General features: G+C 73.8%; 11 protein-coding genes and 1 pseudogene. 6 read left to right on the forward strand and 6 right to left on the reverse strand.

Translation table 11 applies throughout. The features are described 5' to 3' along the window. Both D450_RS0106295 and D450_RS0106300 read right to left on the reverse strand, forming a co-directional pair. The coding region (locus tag D450_RS0106295) for an NAD(P)/FAD-dependent oxidoreductase (RefSeq protein WP_017537828.1) at positions 1-625 on the reverse strand (625 nt) is incomplete at its 3' end. Continuing rightward, complete coding sequence (locus tag D450_RS0106300; protein WP_017537829.1) at positions 625-963, reverse strand: bifunctional 3-phenylpropionate/cinnamic acid dioxygenase ferredoxin subunit; 339 nt, start codon at positions 961-963, stop codon at positions 625-627. The genes D450_RS0106295 and D450_RS0106300, both read right to left, overlap by 1 nt. 554 nt (positions 964-1,517) lie before the next feature. Here D450_RS0106300 and D450_RS0106305 point away from each other — a divergent pair. Further along, complete coding sequence (locus D450_RS0106305) at positions 1,518-2,960, forward strand: MFS transporter (RefSeq protein WP_017537830.1); 1,443 nt, start codon at positions 1,518-1,520, stop codon at positions 2,958-2,960. A 232-nt stretch (positions 2,961-3,192) separates the two neighbouring features. Here D450_RS0106305 and D450_RS0106310 read toward each other — a convergent pair whose 3' ends face one another. The 4 genes from D450_RS0106310 to D450_RS0106325 all read right to left on the reverse strand — a co-directional run bounded on the left by D450_RS0106310 (position 3,193) and on the right by D450_RS0106325 (position 9,575). Then, on the reverse strand, positions 3,193-4,338 hold the full coding sequence (locus D450_RS0106310) for an aromatic ring-hydroxylating oxygenase subunit alpha (RefSeq protein ID WP_017537831.1): 1,146 nt from the start codon (positions 4,336-4,338) through the stop codon (positions 3,193-3,195). 343 nt (positions 4,339-4,681) lie between these two features. Further along, the gene (gene purU / locus D450_RS0106315) at positions 4,682-5,530 is read right to left on the reverse strand and encodes a formyltetrahydrofolate deformylase (protein ID WP_017537832.1); all 849 of its coding nucleotides are present in this window, start codon (positions 5,528-5,530) and stop codon (positions 4,682-4,684) included. Positions 5,531-5,541: 11 nt separating this feature from the next. Further along, complete coding sequence (locus tag D450_RS0106320; protein WP_017537833.1) at positions 5,542-6,912, reverse strand: L-serine ammonia-lyase; 1,371 nt, start codon at positions 6,910-6,912, stop codon at positions 5,542-5,544. Between the two features lie 194 nt (positions 6,913-7,106). After that, positions 7,107-9,575, reverse strand: a complete 2,469-nt coding sequence (locus D450_RS0106325) for a GcvT family protein (protein ID WP_026128413.1) — start codon at positions 9,573-9,575, stop codon at positions 7,107-7,109. 570 nt (positions 9,576-10,145) lie between these two features. On the opposite strand from D450_RS0106325, the pseudogene D450_RS0106330 reads away from it, so the two are divergent. The 5 genes and pseudogenes from D450_RS0106330 to D450_RS0106350 all read left to right on the forward strand — a co-directional run. Continuing rightward, positions 10,146-10,349: pseudogene (locus tag D450_RS0106330) on the forward strand (transcriptional regulator); the annotation flags it as partial. Between the two features lie 116 nt (positions 10,350-10,465). Next, positions 10,466-11,698, forward strand: coding sequence for a sarcosine oxidase subunit beta family protein (locus tag D450_RS0106335; RefSeq protein ID WP_017537836.1), 1,233 nt, complete (start codon positions 10,466-10,468; stop codon positions 11,696-11,698). Positions 11,699-11,790: 92 nt separating this feature from the next. After that, entirely contained in the window at positions 11,791-12,066 is a 276-nt protein-coding gene (locus D450_RS0106340; protein ID WP_017537837.1) for a sarcosine oxidase subunit delta, read from the forward strand. Beyond that, positions 12,063-14,906, forward strand: coding sequence for a 2Fe-2S iron-sulfur cluster-binding protein (locus D450_RS0106345; protein ID WP_017537838.1), 2,844 nt, complete (start codon positions 12,063-12,065; stop codon positions 14,904-14,906). The genes D450_RS0106340 and D450_RS0106345 overlap by 4 nt, the downstream gene beginning before the upstream one ends. Next, complete coding sequence (locus D450_RS0106350) at positions 14,896-15,492, forward strand: sarcosine oxidase subunit gamma (protein WP_017537839.1); 597 nt, start codon at positions 14,896-14,898, stop codon at positions 15,490-15,492. Before D450_RS0106345 ends, D450_RS0106350 begins: the two co-directional genes overlap by 11 nt. The last annotated feature ends 723 nt before the right edge of the window (positions 15,493-16,215 follow it).

The following is a 16,215-nucleotide window of genomic DNA, read 5'->3' on the forward strand; positions in this document are numbered from 1 at the left end:
CCACCAGCGCCGACACGCGGGCACCGGGGTGCAGGCGCACGCCGTGGCGGGCGTGCATCCGGCCGCACACGGCCCCCATCTCGGGCCCCAGGACGCGCTGCAGGGGGACCGCCCCCGCTTCGACGACGCCCACCTCGCAGCCCAGGCCGACCGCGGTCGAGGCGACCTCGGCGCCGATGAACCCGGCCCCGATGACGACCAGCCGCGCTCCCGGCACGAGTTCGCGCCGCAGGGCCTGCGCGTCGTCGAGGGTGCGCAGGGTGTGCACCCCGGCGGGCACGGGGCCCGGCGGGGTGCGCGCCCGCGCCCCGGTGGCGAGCACGACGGCGTCGGAGGCGATGCGGGTGCCGTCGTCCAGCTCGACGGCGCCCTGCCGGGTGTCCAGGGCCCGGGCCGTGCGGCCCAGGACCCACTCGGCCCGCAGGTCCTCGTCGTCCCCGGTCAGGCGCAGGTCGTCCTCGGTCACCGCGCCGGCCAGGAACTCCTTGGACAGCGGGGGCCGGTCGTAGGGGGCGTGCTTCTCGTCGCCGACCACGGTGATCCGGCCTTCGAAGCCCTGCTCGCGCAGCGCGCGGGCGCTCGCCAGGCCGGCCAGCGAGGCCCCGACGACGGTGACGGCCTCCATCAGACCACCTCGTTCACGGGCGCGTCCGCGCCGACGGGGGCGGACTCGCGGACGTAGACCGTCCCGTCCTGGACGAGGACCTCGTGGGTCCGGACGGGCTTCTTGGCGGGCGGGCCGCTGGGGCGGCCGGTCCGCAGATCGAAGCAGGCGGCGTGCAGGGGGCACTCGACCGCGCACCCCTCCAGCCATCCGTCGGACAGCGACGCGTCCTGGTGGGTGCAGGTGTCGTCGATCGCGTAGAGCTCACCGTCCACGTTGAAGACCGCGATCGCCACCTCCCCCTGCACTCGGGCCGACTCTCCGGGCGGGAGGTCGGACAGCTCGCCCACGAAGATCATCTCGCCTCCAGTTGCATATGAAGAAAATAAATGCGTGATACGCAACGAACATTGGGCGGTCCGGTCCGCCGCTCGTCAACGGTGGATTTCTCTCGACGGCCGGTGGGGGTCACGGGTCCGACACGGCGACGCACACCGCAGGGTGATCCGCCGTCCGGTGGACGGACCCGGAGCCGACCGCTTCGACCGCGTTCGACCCTGTGAGGGGGGACCGGGACCGTCCGCGAGGATCCTCTCGCCTCTGTTGCGTACTGCGAGACCTACGGTGATATGTGCAACACACAGGATGCGTGTCCGCCCGCCGCCCGTCAACGGTCGATTTCCCGGAGGCCCGATCCCGGCCGCATTCCCGGCGCCGCCCCCGGTCCCGACCTGCACGCGGGGCCGACCCCGCGGCCCTTGACCCGTACCGAAGCGGTCCCGTAGGTTGCCGCTTGCCGGAATAGAGATATATCACTCGTCGATCCGTCGTCGTCCGAACCCCGCCGGAACGGCAGTCGCCTGCCGGGACGCGCCCCGTGCCGCAGCGGCGGCAGGCCGCATCGAGGGGACTCATGACCGATAAGCCGAAGCGGCCGTGGCGGGGCCTCACGCCGCCCGTCGTCCAGGAGGAGCGCACCGTCCGCCGTGCGGTCGCGGCGGCGGCGGTGGGCAACTTCGCCGCCTGGTACGACTTCGGGCTCTACTCCTATCTGGCCGTCGTGGTGCTGAACCGGGTGTTCTTCCCCGACGTCGGCCAGTGGACGACCGCGCTGGCCCTCGGCGCGTTCGCCTCGGCCTTCCTGATGCGCCCGCTCGGCGGCCTCGTCTTCGGCCGGCTCGGCGACCGGTTCGGCCGCACCCGGGTGCTGGCGGCCTCGATGCTGCTCATGGCGGCGGCGACGGGGCTGCTCGGGCTGGTTCCGGGCTACGGCGCGATCGGCCTCGCCGCACCGATGCTGGTGCTGCTGATGCGGATGCTGCAGGGCTTCGCCGCCGGCGGCGAGTACACCGGGGCGCTCACCCTGATCGCCGAGTACGCGCCCGACCGGCGGCGCGGGTTCTTCGGCAGCCGGCTGGAGCTGTCCACGCTGACCGGCTACGCCCTGGGCGCGGCGGTGTCCGGGGCGGTGATCGCCCTCCTGCCCGACGACGCCCTGGTCGCATGGGGCTGGCGTCTGCCGTTCATGCTCGCGCTCCCCCTGGGCCTGACCGGCCTCTACCTTCGGATCGCCCTGGAGGACACGCCCGCCTTCCGGCAGCTCATGGAGCGCTCACCCGCACTGTCCACGATGTCGGTCCGGCGCGCCGTCCAGATCATCGCGGCCCACTACCGCACCGCGGCGCTCGTGGCGGCCGGGGTGACCATCGCCTGGAACGTGACCAACTACGTGCTCACCAACTACGTGCCCGCCTACCTGACCGGAACGCTCCCGCGCTACGGCATGGGCGGCACCAGCGAGGCGGTGGTGACCGCCCTGCAGGTCGCCACCATGGTGCTGATGGTGTGCGTGATCGGGTCCGTGGGGCGGTTGAGCGACCGGATCGGGCGCCGGCCGGTCCTCATCATGGGCAGCGCGACCCTGGCCGTCTTGGGCCTGCCGGCGGTGTGGCTGCTGCGCGAGGGCCTGCCGGGCCAGATCGTCGGGCTGCTGATCATGGGGACCGCCCTGGTGTGCTTCGCCGCGGTCTCCCCCTCGACCCTGCCCGCCCTGTTCCCCACGATGGTCCGCTACAGCGGCCTCGCGGTCATCTTCAACGCCTCGGTCTCGCTGTTCGCCGGTACGGCGCCGACGGTCATCGAGGCCGCCACCGTGGCCACCGGCGATCTGGACTGGCCCGGCTACTACCTCATCGGCGCGGGCGTGATCGGCCTCGTCAGCACCTGCTTCCTGAAGGAGCACGCAGGGCGGCCCCTGGAAGGCGCGGCGCCGCTGACGTCGAGCTCGGAGCTGCCCCCTCCGCCGCTGTCCCCGGAGGGCGTTCCCCTGGAGTACCCGCACGACGAGGAGTCCTAGGGCCGCCCCGCTCCTTCCCACTCCTTCCCGGCGGACGTCGCCCCTCCCCCGCTCCGCCCCTTCGGATCCCCTTCCCTTCAGGCCTGCCTTCCCGTGCAGGCCCTGCCGGCGCCCCCGGCGCAGAGGCGGTAGGCCCCGCGCGCACGCGCGCGGGGCAGAGCAGGTGCTCGAACGGACCGCCCTCCTCCGTAGGCCCCGCGCGCACGCGCGCGGGGCTCTCGAGGGGTCCGCGTCAGCCGGTGCGCTGCCGGACCCAGTCGTGGAACTCCCCGATGTGGTGCTCGCTGGGCACCAGCACCCCGCCGTCCCGGTAGGACCGGGAGTCCATGGCGAGCTGGCACCGCTCGCAGGCGTCGAAGTCCTGCTGGTTGACCCGGTGGAACAGCTCCACCGAGCGGTCGAGGTCCGCGCCCGAGTCGACCACCTCGGGCAGGTAGAGCCAGTCGCAGCGGACGAGGGTCCGATCGGCCGACAGCGGGAACATGCGGTGGAAGATCACGTGGTCGGGGACGAGGTTGATGAAGACCTGCGGGCGGACGGTGATGGCGTAGTACCGCCGGTCCTGGTCCTGGCTCACCCCCGGGATCGGCTCCAGCCCGGCCGAGCCGTCGACGGTGAAGCCCTCCACGTCCTCGCCGAACTCGGCCCCGTGGCCCACGAAGTACTGGGCCGCCAGGCCGTCGGCGAACTCCGGGAGGACCTCGGTCAGCTCGGGGTGGATCGTCGCGCAGTGGTAGCACTCCATGAAGTTCTCGACGATCTGCTTCCAGTTCGCCTTCACGTCGTACTCGATCCGCCGGCCGAGCTTGAGGTCGGCGACCTGGTAGCCCACGATCGCGTCCGGGGTGCCCAGGCGGGCGGTGACATCGCCGATGACGGTGTCCTCGAACGAGGGCGGCTCCTCGGCCAGGCACAGCCACACGTAGCCGAGCCACTCGCGCACGTGCACCCGGTGCAGGCCGAAGCGGGCGCGGTCCACGTCCGGCATCGCCGTCAGGTTCGGGGCCGAGACCAGCTTGCCGTCGAGGGAGTAGGTCCAGGCGTGGTACGGGCACTGGAAGGCGCGCCGCACCTCGCCGCGCTCCTGTGTGCACAGCCGGGCCCCCCGGTGGCGGCACACGTTGAGATAGGCGTGGACGGCGCCGTCCCGGCCCCGGGTCACCAGGACGCTCTCGCGGCCGATCTGCACGGTCTCGAACTGGCCGGGGCGGGCCAGGTCGTCGCCGTAGGCCGCGCAGAACCACTGGGCCTCGAAGATCGCGGCCTGTTCGGCGCGGAAGATCCCGGGGTCGGTGTAGTAGTGGCCGGGAAGGGTCTCGCGCAGGCTCTCAGGGAGGTTCTCGCCTTCGGTGGATGCGGCGATTTCACCGGTCGTCATGGACGCGCTCCTCACGCGGGGAGGGGAAGGGGACGGAAGGTGGGCGACCTCGCCGCCGGCGCCGGGGCATGCGCGGCCGCGTTCCCCGAAGGCCGGTGGCGGAGATGTCGATGGGAGCACCCGGGGCCGCGGCCGTTCGCGGGGCACGGCGACCCCGCGCGCGGTCCCCGAGGGGCTGCTCGAATCGGCTGCTCGAAAGGCCGTGCGCCGGAGACGGCAACGCGGGAATGAGGCCTTCGCACCTTATCGCGGACAGATATATGAGTCGAGGGTTCAGAGGGGGCGCCGGCCCGCGGCGCGGGATCCGGACGCGTTCTACGGGCGTTCTGCGGGCGTTCCTCGTTCAGCGGAAGACGACGGTGCTGTCCCCGTTGAGCAGCACCCGCCGCTCGCAGTGCCAGCGCACCGCCCGCGACAGGGCCAGGGCCTCGGCGTCCCGCCCCACCGTCTGCAGCGCCTGCGGGTCGTAGGTGTGGTCGATGCGGATGACCTCCTGCTCGATGATCGGCCCCTCGTCCAGGTCGGGGGTGACGTAGTGCGCGGTGGCGCCGACCAGCTTGACCCCGCGCCGGTAGGCCTGGTGGTAGGGCTTGGCGCCCTTGAACCCCGGGAGGAAGGAGTGGTGGATGTTGATGGCCCGCCCGTAAAGGGCCTTGCAGGTCTCGTCGGAGAGGATCTGCATGTAACGGGCGAGGACGACCAGGTCGGCCCGGTATTCGTCGACCAGTTTCAGCAGCCGGGCCTCGGCCTCCGCCTTGTCGTCGGGGGTGACGGGGATGTGCACGAAGGGCAGTCCGGCCGCCTCGGCCATCGGCCGCAGGTCCCGGTGGTTGGACACCACGGCCAGGATGTCGGCCCCCAGGCTCCCGGCGCGCCAGCGGTAGATCAGGTCGTTGAGGCAGTGGCCGGCCTTGGAGACCATCACCAGCACGCGCGCATCGCGGTCGTCGAAGAAGGCGAAGTCCATCCCGAAGTCCGCGGCGACCGGCTCGAAGCCTGCGGAGACCTCATCGAGGTCGACCTCGTGGCCGGCCGCGACCTGCGTGCGCAGGAAGACGCGTCCGCGGACGGAATCGTCGAACTGCCGGTATTCGCGGATATCGCAGCCGCGCCGGAGCAGATAGGAGCTGACAGCCTGGACGATTCCGGTCCGGTCGGGACAGCTCAGGGTGAGGACGAACGAACGGGCCACCGGATTACTCCTCAGCATTCCACGACGTTGAGGGCGAGTCCGCCGCGGGCGGTCTCCTTGTACTTGTCCTTCATGTCGGCCCCCGTCTGGCGCATGGTCGTGATCGCCTTGTCGAGGGGGACGTGGTGCCGGCCGTCGCCCCGGACGGCCATCCGGGCGGCGGTGATCGCCTTGACCGCGGCCACCGCGTTGCGCTCGATGCAGGGGATCTGCACGAGCCCTCCCACGGGGTCGCAGGTCAGCCCGAGGTTGTGCTCCAGACCGATCTCGGCCGCGTTCTCCACCTGCTCGGGCATGCCCCCGATGACCTCGGCGAGCCCCGCCGCCGCCATCGAGCAGGCCGACCCGACCTCGCCCTGGCAGCCGACCTCGGCCCCCGAGATCGACGCGTTCTCCTTGAACAGGATCCCGATCGCCCCTGCGGTGAGCAGGAACCGCACCACCGCCTCTGAGCCGAACGAGGGGAGGAAGTCCCTGGCGTAGTGGAGGACGGCCGGGACGATCCCGGCGGCGCCGTTCGTCGGCGCGGTCACCACCCGTCCGCCCGCGGCGTTCTCCTCGTTCACGGCGAGGGCGAAGAGGGTGACCCATTCCAGCGCGGCCAGGGCGTCGTCGTCCCCTCCGCCGGCCTCCAGGCGCGCCCGGAGCCCGCCGGCCCGGCGGCGGACCCGCAGCCCTCCGGGCAGGACCCCGGAGGTGCTCATCCCGCGGTCGACGCACTCCCCCATCACCGACCAGATGTGCAGCAGGCCCTCGCGGACCTCGTCCCCGGTGCGCCGGACGCGCTCGTTGGCCAGCATGACCCCGCTGACCGGCAGGCCCGTGCGGCGCGTGTGGGCGAGCAGCTCCTCACCCGTGCGGAAGGGGTAGGGGGTGGCGGTCCCGTCCTCGACGAGGACGGGGCGGCCCGCCTCGTCCTCGTCGAGGACGAACCCTCCCCCCACCGAGTAGTACTCCCGGCGGTCGACCGTGCGGCCCCGGTCGTCGAAGGCCTCGAAGACCATTCCGTTGCTGTGGAACGGCAACCGCTCGTTGCGGTGCAGGACGACGTCGTCCAGGGAGAAGGCGATCTTGTGCTCCCCGAGGAGCGCGAGGACCCCTTCCTCTTGGACCGCCCGGACCCCCGGTCCGGCGGAGACGGGGTCCACGATGTGGGGCTGCTCCCCCTGGAGGCCGAGGACCACGGCCGTGACGCTGCCGTGGCCGTGCCCGGTCGCGCCGAGCGACCCGAACAGCCCGCAGCGGACGCTCGCGACGCGCGGGAGGCCCCCGGAGGAGCGCAGCCGGGTGGTGAACAGGTACGCCGCGCGCATCGGGCCGACCGTGTGCGAACTGGACGGTCCGATGCCCACTTTGAACAGATCGAATACGGACAGGCTCATGCGCGCTCCCCTGGCGGTTCGGGGCGGGTGCGGCGGCGGGGCCGCCGACGGCGGTGCGGGCGGGGCGGTCGGGCAGGGTGATCAGGCGGTGTGGGCCGGGCGGGATGGCCGGGCGGGCGCCTCGGCGCGCCCGCGTGGACCGCACCGCCCCGGCGGTGAGGGGGGACCGGAACCGGGGCGGTGCGGGGTCCGGTTCAGCGGCGGATGCGCTTCATCTCGGGGTCGACCAGGGGTTCTGCGGCGACGGTGGCACGGACCATGCGGTCGAAGTACTTGATCTCGACCGGGGTGCCGGGCGTGGCCGAGGCGGGCAGCCACGCGTAGGCGATGGGCGTGCCCAGGGTGTGGGAGAAGGCCGCGGAGGTGACGTATCCGGCGGGGTCCCCGTCGAGGAACACCGGCTCGGACCCGAGCACCACGCTGCGCCCGTCGTCGACGGTCAGGCACGTCAGGCGGCGCGTCACCGTGCTCTCGTCGCGTCCGGCGAGGGCGTCGCGCCCGACGAAGGGGCCCTTGTCGGGGCGGACGGCGAAGCCGACGCCCGCCTCGTAGGGGTCGTGCTCGGTGGTCATGTCGGTCCCCCAGGCGCGGTACCCCTTCTCCAGCCGGAGGCTGTTGAAGGCGGCCCGGCCGGCGGCCACGACGCCGAGGCCGCGTCCGGCCTCGTACAGCACGTCCCAGAGCCGTCGGCCGTACTCGGCGCTGGTGTAGACCTCCCAGCCCAGCTCTCCGACGTAGGACAGGCGCATGGCGGTGACCGGGATCCCCGCGATGTGGGCCCGCTTGCACCGGAAGAACTTCAGGCCCTCATGGGAGAAGTCGTCGCGGCTCAGCGGCTGCACCAGGTCGCGGGCCAGCGGCCCCCACACCCCGATGCAGCAGGTGCCCCCGGTGACGTCGCGCAGCTGCACGCTGCCGTCGCCGGGGAGCCGCCGCCGGAAGTAGTCCAGGTCGATGTTGCCGTTGACACCGACCTGGAACTCCTGTTCGCCGAGGCGCGCGACGGTGATGTCGCTGCGGACCCCGCCGGCGGCGTCGAGCAGCAGGGTATAGGTCACGGCGCCGACGGACTTGTCCATTTTTCCGGTGGTCAGGCCGTCCAGGTAGGCCAGGGCGCCCGGACCGCCGATCTCCAGCCGCTTGAGCGGGGTCATGTCGTACAGGGCCACGGCGGTGCGGGTCCTCCAGGCCTCCACCGCCACGACGGAGGGGTCGTGGAACATGCCGGACCAGGCGTCGCGGGAGGGCGGCCGCCAGTCCATGGGCAGCTCCTTGGCCAGCGCCGCGTTGGCTCCGTACCAGTGCGGGCGCTCCCAGCCGTGGGCCTCCAGGAAGACGGCGCCCAGCTCCTTCTGCCGCGCGTGGAAGGGGCTGACGCGCAGGTCGCGGGGCGAGAGCCGGGGCTGCAGCGGGTGTTTGACGTCATAGATCTCGATGAAGTTCTGCCGGGCCGTCTCCTCCACGTAGGCCTCGGCGGTCTCGATCTCGTCGAACCGGTGGACGTCGCAGCCGTGCAGCTCGACCTCGCTGCGGCCGTCCACCAGCAGCTGGGCGACCGACCTGGCCACGCCCGCCGAGTGGGTCACCCACACCGCCTCGGCGATCCAGAAGCCGGCCGTCTCGGGCGACTCGCCGATCAGCGGCCCGCCGTCGGGGGTGAAGGAGAAGACGCCGTTGAAGCCGTCCTCGATCCGGGCCGTCTCCAGTGCGGGCAGCAGCCGCCGGGCGTACTCCCAGGACTCGGCGAAGTCCTCGCCGGTGAAGGGCAGCATCGAGGGCATGGACGCCTCGGTGGGGCCGTCCACGCGGGGCAGGTCCTCCAGGCCCACCGGCATCGGGCGGTGGGCGTAGGAGCCGACGCCGAGCCGGTCGACGTGCTCGCGGAAGTACAGGTCGCGGTCCTGGTGGCGCAGGATCGGCATCCGCGCCTCGCCGTGCTCGTCGTTGCGCCCCGCCAGTTCGGGCAGCGGCCCGGTGTGCACGTACTGGTGGGCCATGGGCAGCAGGGGCAGGTTCATCCCGGCCATCGCGCCGACCGCGCGGCCCCAGAAGCCGGCGCAGCACACGACGATGTCGGCGGGGACCTCGCCCCGGGTGGTCTCCACCCCGGTGACGCGCCCCCCGCTCTGCCGGACGCCCACCACGCGGGTACCGCCCTGGAACCGGGCGCCGCGCGCCTGGGCGCGGCGGGCGAGCGCATCGACCGCGCGGGAGGCCTTGGCCAGGCCGTCGGTGGGGGTGTGCAGGCCGCCCAGGATCCGGTCGGGGTCGAGCAGCGGGTGGAGTTTGGCGCACTCCTGGGGGCCCACGACCTCGCCGGGGACGCCCCAGGAGGTGGCCCAGCCCTGCTTGCGGTGCAGGTCGGCCAGCCGCTCGGCGGTGGTCGCGATCTCCAGGCCGCCCACCCGGTTGAAGCACCAGGCCCCGTCGGCGTCGAGGCCGGTGAACTTCTCGACGGTGTACTGGGCGAACGCGGTCATCGTCTTCGAGGGGCCGGTCTGGTAGACCAGCCCGGGCGCGTGGGAGGTGGACCCCCCGGTGAGCGGGAGCGGCCCCTGGTCGAGGACGGTGACCCGGTCCCATCCGCGCTCGGTCAGCTCATCGGCCAGGTTGGCGCCGACGATCCCGGCTCCGATGATCACGACACGGGGGGTCGTACTCATGCTGGTCTCCTAACGGGCGGACTGTGAAGGCCTCTGAGGGGCGGCGCTTGCGCAGGCGGGAGCGGCACCTGCTCCGTGGAGCCGCGGCAAACGGCTCGGGGGCGGGGGCAGGAGGCAGGGGCAGGGCGCGCCGAAGACGGGCGCACACCGCGGGTGGGGCGAAGGGGCGAGGGGGCGTCGACGCGGAGGACCCGCCATAGCACGGGCCCGGGGCCGGGGTCGGCGGCACGCTGAACGCATACTGATATATCAATTGGATGGAAGGTATGCCGCGGCCGAGCCGGCGGTCAACCCCCCGCCCGGAACCGGGACACCCGTCCCCGCCCCGCCGCCCGAACGGGGCGAGGCCGCCGACGCCCTTCCGGGCCGACACCGCTCCGAACCGGTGGCGCGACCCCCTTGACCCCAGTGCCCTCGCTGTTAGCCTGAGGGCCTTCTGATATTTCAGTTGTATGGCAATTGCGTGGCAGTGCCGCGCGGCCGTCCGCTCCCCGCCCGCCCGCCGCCCTCCGGCACGGAAGGAGTCCCGTGTCCCCCTCCCGCCCCACCAGCGCCGCCCGCGCTCTCGACCTGCCGCTGAGCGCCGCCGACCCGCAGTTCGCCGCGGCCCTCGGCGCCGAGCTCCGCCGACAGCGGACCACCCTGGAGATGATCGCCTCGGAGAACGTCGCCCCCCGCCCGGTCCTGGAGGCCCAGGGGGCGGTGCCGGCCGACGAGTACGCCGAGGGCTCCCCCGGCCGGCGGTCCTTCGGCGGCTGTGAACACGCCGACGTCACCGCCGCGTCACTGCAGCCCGGCTTCGACGGCGCGGCCGCCGCGCGGCTGCGCGCACGGGCGGAGGCCCCGGCCCCCGCCGCACCGCTCTACCCGGGCTCGAACGGAGGGCTCTGATGGCACCGCGCACCCCCGGCGCCGACCTGCCGGACCACCCCGACCGGCTCTGGCGCGCCGCCGACCCCGAACGGTCCTACGACGTGGTCATCGTGGGCGGCGGCGGACACGGCCTGGCGACCGCCTACTACCTGGCGGTCAACCACGGCATCACCGACATCGCCGTCCTGGAGCGCGGATGGCTGGCCGGCGGCAACATGGCCCGCAACACCACCATCATCCGCTCCAACTACCTCTGGGACGAGAGCGCCGGGCTCTACGAGCACGCGCTGAAGCTGTGGGAGGGGCTGGAGGAGGAGCTCGACTACCCGCTGCTGTTCTCCCAGCGCGGCGTGCTGAACCTGGCGCACTCGCTGCAGGAGGTGCGCGACGGCGTCCGGCGGGTGGGGGCGAACCGGCTCAACGGCATCGACGCCGAGTGGCTCGACGCCGAGCAGGCCGCCGAGGCCTGCCCGATCCTCAACACCTCGCCGGACCTGCGCTACCCCGTGCTGGGAGGGACCTGGCAGCCCCGGGCGGGCATCGCCAAGCACGACCACGTCGCCTGGGGCCTCGCCCGCGCCCTGGACCTTCTGGGCGTGGACCTGGTGCAGGGGTGCGAGGTCACCGGCTTCGAGCGGGCCGGCGACCGGGTGGTCGGTGTGCAGACCACCCGGGGGCCGATCCGGGCGGGCAGGGTCGCGCTGGCCGCGGCGGGCCACACCTCGGTGCTGGCCGACACGCTCGGCCTGCGCCTGCCGCTGCAGAGCCACCCGCTGCAGGCCCTGGTCTCGGAGCTGCTGGAACCGGTGCACCCGACGGTGGTCATGTCCAACGCGGTGCACGTCTACGTCAGCCAGGCGCACAAGGGCGAGCTCGTGCTCGGGGCGGGCATCGACTCCTACAACTCCTACGGCCGGCGGGGGGCGTTCCCCACCATCGAGCGGGAGCTGGCCGCGGCCGTGGAGCTGTTCCCGGTGTTCGCCCGCGCCCACGCGGTGCGCACCTGGGCCGGCGTCGTGGACGTCACCCCCGACGCCTCCGCGATCATGGGGCGGACCCCCTTCGAGGGCCTGTACATCAACTGCGGCTGGGGAACCGGCGGTTTCAAGGCCACCCCCGGCGTGGGCTGGTGCTACGCGCACACCATCGCCAAGGACGAGCCGCACCCGCTCACCGAGCCCTTCGGCCTGGAGCGCTTCACCACCGGCGCCCTGATCGACGAACACGGCGCCGCAGGGGTGGCGCACTGACCCGGGCGGGACGGGCCGGCCGCGCCGCCTGCCGCCCCCTCTCCGCGACCCCGGCGTCGCGGCATCCCACGACCCTCCGAAGGAGGCCCCGCATGATGCTGATCCCGTGCCCGTGGTGCGGCCCGCGCAACGAAGTCGAGTTCCACTACGGCGGCCAGGCCGACGTGGCCTGCCCCCGCGACCCCGACGCGGTCTCCGACGCCGAATGGGCCCGGTTCCTGTTCTTCCGCGCCAACCCCATGGGCGCCTTCACCGAGCGGTGGATGCACCGTGCGGGCTGCCGCCGCTGGTTCACCGTCCGCCGGGACACCGTGACCCACGAGATCCGCCCGGTGGGCGCGGAGCAGGAGAGGGCGGTGACGGTGTGAGCGGCTCCTTCAGGCTCGCAGAGGGCGGCCGGATCGACCGGGACCGCCCCGTGGCCTTCCGCTTCGAGGGCCGCGACTACCAGGGCTGCGCCGGCGACACGCTGGCCTCGGCGCTGCTGGCCAACGGGGTGCACCAGGTGGGCACCGGCATCCGCCACGGGCGCCCCCGGGGCATCGCGTCCGCCGGCGCCGAGGAGCCCAGCGCGCTGGTGCAGATCGTCAAGCCCTTCCCCGAGCCCATGCTCACCGCCACCACGGTGGAGCTGCGGGACGGGCTGGAGGCCCACGGCCTGCCCGGACAGGGGCGCCTGGCGGCCGACCCCGACCCCGCCCGCTACGACGCGATGCACGCCCACTGCGACGTGCTCGTCGTCGGCGCCGGACCGGCCGGGCTCTCCGCGGCGCTGGCCGCCGCCCGCGCCGGCGCCCGGGTCGTCGTGGCCGACGCCGACACCGAGTTCGGCGGCGGCCTGCTGGGCAGCGGGGAGCTGCTCGACCATGCGCCGGCCGCGGACTGGGTGCGGCGGGTGACCGCCGAGCTCGCCCGGGGCCCCGACGTGCGCCTGCTTCCGCGCACCACGGTCTTCGGCCACTACGACGGCAACTACCTGGTGGCGCTGGAGGACCGGGGCCCAGACGCCCTCACCCGCCAGCGCACCTGGCACATCCGGGCCCGCGAAGCGGTCCTGGCGACCGGGGCGCACGAGCGCCCCCTGGTCTTCGCCGACAACGACCGCCCCGGCACGATGCCAGCCGGGGCCGCCCGCACCTACCTGCACCGGTACGGCGTGGTGGCGGGGCGCCGCGCCGTCGTGTTCACCACCGACGACGGCGCCTACCCGGCCGCGCTGGACCTGTGGGGCGCCGGGGCCGAGATCGCCGCCGTCGTCGACGCGCGGCCGGAGGCGCCCCCCTTCTGGGCCAGGCGCTGCGCGGAGGCCCGGATCCCGGTGCTCCCCGGGCACGCCGTGGTGGGCACCTCCGGCGAGGAGCACGTCACCGCGGCGCACATCGCCGCGTTCGACCCGGACTCCGGAACGATCGGCGCCGCCGACCCGCAGGCGTGCGACCTGCTGCTCGTCTCCGGCGGCTGGAACCCCGCGGTCCACCTGTACTCCCAGGCCGGCGGCCCGGTCGCCTTCGACGGGGCCGCCGGCGCGTTCCTGCCCGCCGGCTCCGTGCCCGGGGTGCACCCGGCGGGCGCGGCGTCCGGCCTGCGGACCACCGCCCAGTGCCTGTCCAGCGGCGCGGTGGCCGGGGTGCAGGCCGCATCCCGCCTCGGGCTCGAGGCCGCGGCGGCGCCCCGCCCCGAGACGGACGCGCACCCGGTGCCCAAGGGCCGCCCGCTGTGGCGGGTCCCCGACCCCGACACCGAGGCGCCGGGCGCCCGGCAGTTCGTGGACCTGGCGCGCGACGCCACGGTCGCCGACATCGGCAGGGCCGTCGGAGCGGGGCTGACCTCGGTGGAGCACATCAAGCGCTTCACCACCGTCGGCACCGGGCACGACCAGGGCAAGACGTCGGGGACGCTGTCGACGGGCATCATCGCCGAACTGCTGGGGACGGACCCGTCCGAGGTGGGCACCACCACCTTCCGCGCGCCCTACACGCCCGTGGCCTTCGCCGCGCTGGCCGGCCGGGAGCGGGGCGACCTCTACGACCCGGTCCGGGTGACGGCGATGCACGACTGGCACGTCGGGCACGGCGCGCCCTTCGAGAACGTCGGCCAGTGGAAGCGCCCGTGGTACTACCCCCGGCGGGGCGAGGACATGGAGGCCGCCGTGCTGCGCGAGTGCCGCGCGGTGCGCACCGGCGTGGGGATGCAGGACGTGTCCACGCTCGGCAAGATCGACGTGCAGGGCCCGGACGCGGCCGCGTTCCTCGACCTCGTCTACACGAACATGATGAGCACGCTCAAGGTCGGCCGCATCCGGTACGGACTCATGTGCACCGCCGACGGGATGGTCTTCGACGACGGGACCGTCATGCGCACCGGCGAGAACCGGTACCTGCTCACCACGACCTCCGGCAACGCCGCCCACGTGCTGGAGCACCTGGAGGACTGGCTGCAGACCGAGTGGACGCACCTGCGGGTGCATCTGACCTCGGTGACCGAGCAGTGGGCCACCATCGCGCTCGCCGGCCCGCGCTCGCGGGAGGTCCTGGCGCGGGTGGCCGCCGGCATCGACCTGGACAACGCCGAGTTCCCCTTCATGAGCTGGCGCAACGGCGCGGTCGCCGGGCGGAGGGCGCGGGTGTGCCGGATCAGCTTCTCCGGTGAGCTGGCCTTCGAGGTCAACGTGCCCTGGTGGCACGGCCGGCACGTCTGGGAGGCCCTCTACGAGGCGGGCGGGCCGTTCGGCATCACGCCCTACGGGACCGAGACCATGCACGTGCTGCGCGCGGAGAAGGGCTTCCCCATCGTCGGCCAGGACACCGACGGCACGGTCACCCCGCAGGACCTGGGCATGGGGTGGGCGGTGTCGAGGAAGAAGGCCGACTTCATCGGCCGCCGCTCCTTCAGCCGCCCCGACACCGCCCGCACCGACCGCAAGCAGCTCGTGGGCCTGATCCCGGCCGCGGGGGAGGGCGTCCTCCCTGAGGGGACCCAGCTCGTGGAGACGCGGGTGCTCCCCGAACCGCCGGTGCCGATGCTCGGCCACGTGACCTCCAGCTACCGCAGCGCCGTGCTCGGCACACCGTTCGCCCTGGCCCTGGTCCGAGGGGGACGCGACCGCATCGGGCAGACGGTCTACGGCCACGTCGGCGACCGGCTGGTGCCCGTCGAGATCACCGATCCCGTGTTCTACGACAAGGAAGGAGCACGCCGTGACGGCTGACCTGTACGGCGCCTCTCCGCTGGCGGCCCGCGCGGACGCCCTGGCCCGGCACTCGGCGCCGGAGGGCGTGCAGGGCGTGCGGATCGCCGAGGTCCCCTTCACCGCCCAGGTCGCGCTGCGCGTGGACCCCAGGGGCGGGGCGGCCGAGCGCATCGGCACGGCGCTCGGGGCCGCACTTCCCGGCCGGCCCGGGCAGGTCGCCCGCACCGACCGCGTCCTCGTCCTGGGCCTGGGGCCCGACGAGTGGCTGGTGGTGGGCTCCGAGGGAACGGCGCCGGAGCTCCAGGACACGCTGACCGCGGCCCTGGACGGCGCGCACGGCGCGGTGGTGGACGTGTCGGCCCACCGCACGATCGTCAGGGTGTCCGGGCCGAAGGCCCGCGACCTGCTGAACACGGGGTGCGCGCTCGACCTGCACCCGCGCGTATTCGGCGCCGACCAGTGCGCGCAGACCCTCCTCGCACGCGCCGCGGTGATCCTGCTGTGCCGCGAGACCGATCCTGCGGACTTCTGGGTCTTCGTGCGCGCCTCGTATGCGCGCTACCTGGCCGACTGGCTGATCGACGCCACCGAATTCGACGGCTGAACCGCAGCGGGGTCCGGCGGGGCCGGGGCCCCGCTGCCGACCGCCCGTCCGGCGCGAGCGGTCCGCAGTGGAAACGTTCCGCCGGACCGACACCGGCCGCCCCGTCTGTCCTCCACCGCCACCGGCACCGGCAGCACACCCCGGCAGCACGGGGCCACCGGTGCCGATCCGTCCGGCTCGGCTGCCCGCGTAGGCGGACGGCACGTCCTCCCCGCAGTCGTTGACGGAGGTTCCGGGTGCCGTTGGACGCGGCGACGGGTGTCCGCGACCGGTCTGCCGCTGCAGGGCCGGGCGCCCGTCCGCGCACCGTGTCCGTCCCGAGGGCAGAACGCTCCCCCGCGCGCCGGGTGCCCGCGCCGAGGCGGCCGTGCCGCCCCCTCCGATGCCGGGGCCCGGTACGGCCGGCCGACGTGCACCGACTTCAATGCACACCCCATCACCGATCGAGGAGCTCCCGGCGCCGCCCGCGTGAAAGAGGTGCCCGGAAGCGGCCACGGCCCGAATGCGCCAGGGGAGACACCCCGGCCCTCGCGACCCGGCCCTCGGAATCGGGGGCCACGCGCCGCCGGACGCGCCCTGGGCACGGCAGGCGCCGCGCGTCCGGCGCGAGCGGGCGCACCGCCCGCCTTTCCCCTACGACCGAAGCGGCCCCAGTGCCCCCGCGCACTGCGGACTGCGGGGCCGGCCTCCTGGCCGCGTCGGCCGGGAAACGGACCTGAAAAC

This window comes from Nocardiopsis halophila DSM 44494 (genome assembly GCF_000341245.1).
In the GTDB taxonomy this organism is placed as follows: Bacteria; Actinomycetota; Actinomycetes; order Streptosporangiales; family Streptosporangiaceae; genus Nocardiopsis_A; species Nocardiopsis_A halophila.

What these genes read in the sequence shown, in the direction of transcription:
- D450_RS0106305 (WP_017537830.1), top strand. Translation starts at nt 1,518, where the DNA reads ATGACCGATAAGCCGAAGCGGCCGTGGCGGGGCCTCACGCCGCCCGTC.
- D450_RS0106340 (WP_017537837.1), top strand. Translation starts at nt 11,791, where the DNA reads ATGATGCTGATCCCGTGCCCGTGGTGCGGCCCGCGCAACGAAGTCGAG.
- D450_RS0106300 (WP_017537829.1), bottom strand. Translation starts at nt 963, where the DNA reads ATGATCTTCGTGGGCGAGCTGTCCGACCTCCCGCCCGGAGAGTCGGCC.
- D450_RS0106325 (WP_026128413.1), bottom strand. Translation starts at nt 9,575, where the DNA reads ATGAGTACGACCCCCCGTGTCGTGATCATCGGAGCCGGGATCGTCGGC.
- D450_RS0106320 (WP_017537833.1), bottom strand. Translation starts at nt 6,912, where the DNA reads ATGAGCCTGTCCGTATTCGATCTGTTCAAAGTGGGCATCGGACCGTCC.
- D450_RS0106310 (WP_017537831.1), bottom strand. Translation starts at nt 4,338, where the DNA reads ATGACGACCGGTGAAATCGCCGCATCCACCGAAGGCGAGAACCTCCCT.
- D450_RS0106335 (WP_017537836.1), top strand. Translation starts at nt 10,466, where the DNA reads ATGGCACCGCGCACCCCCGGCGCCGACCTGCCGGACCACCCCGACCGG.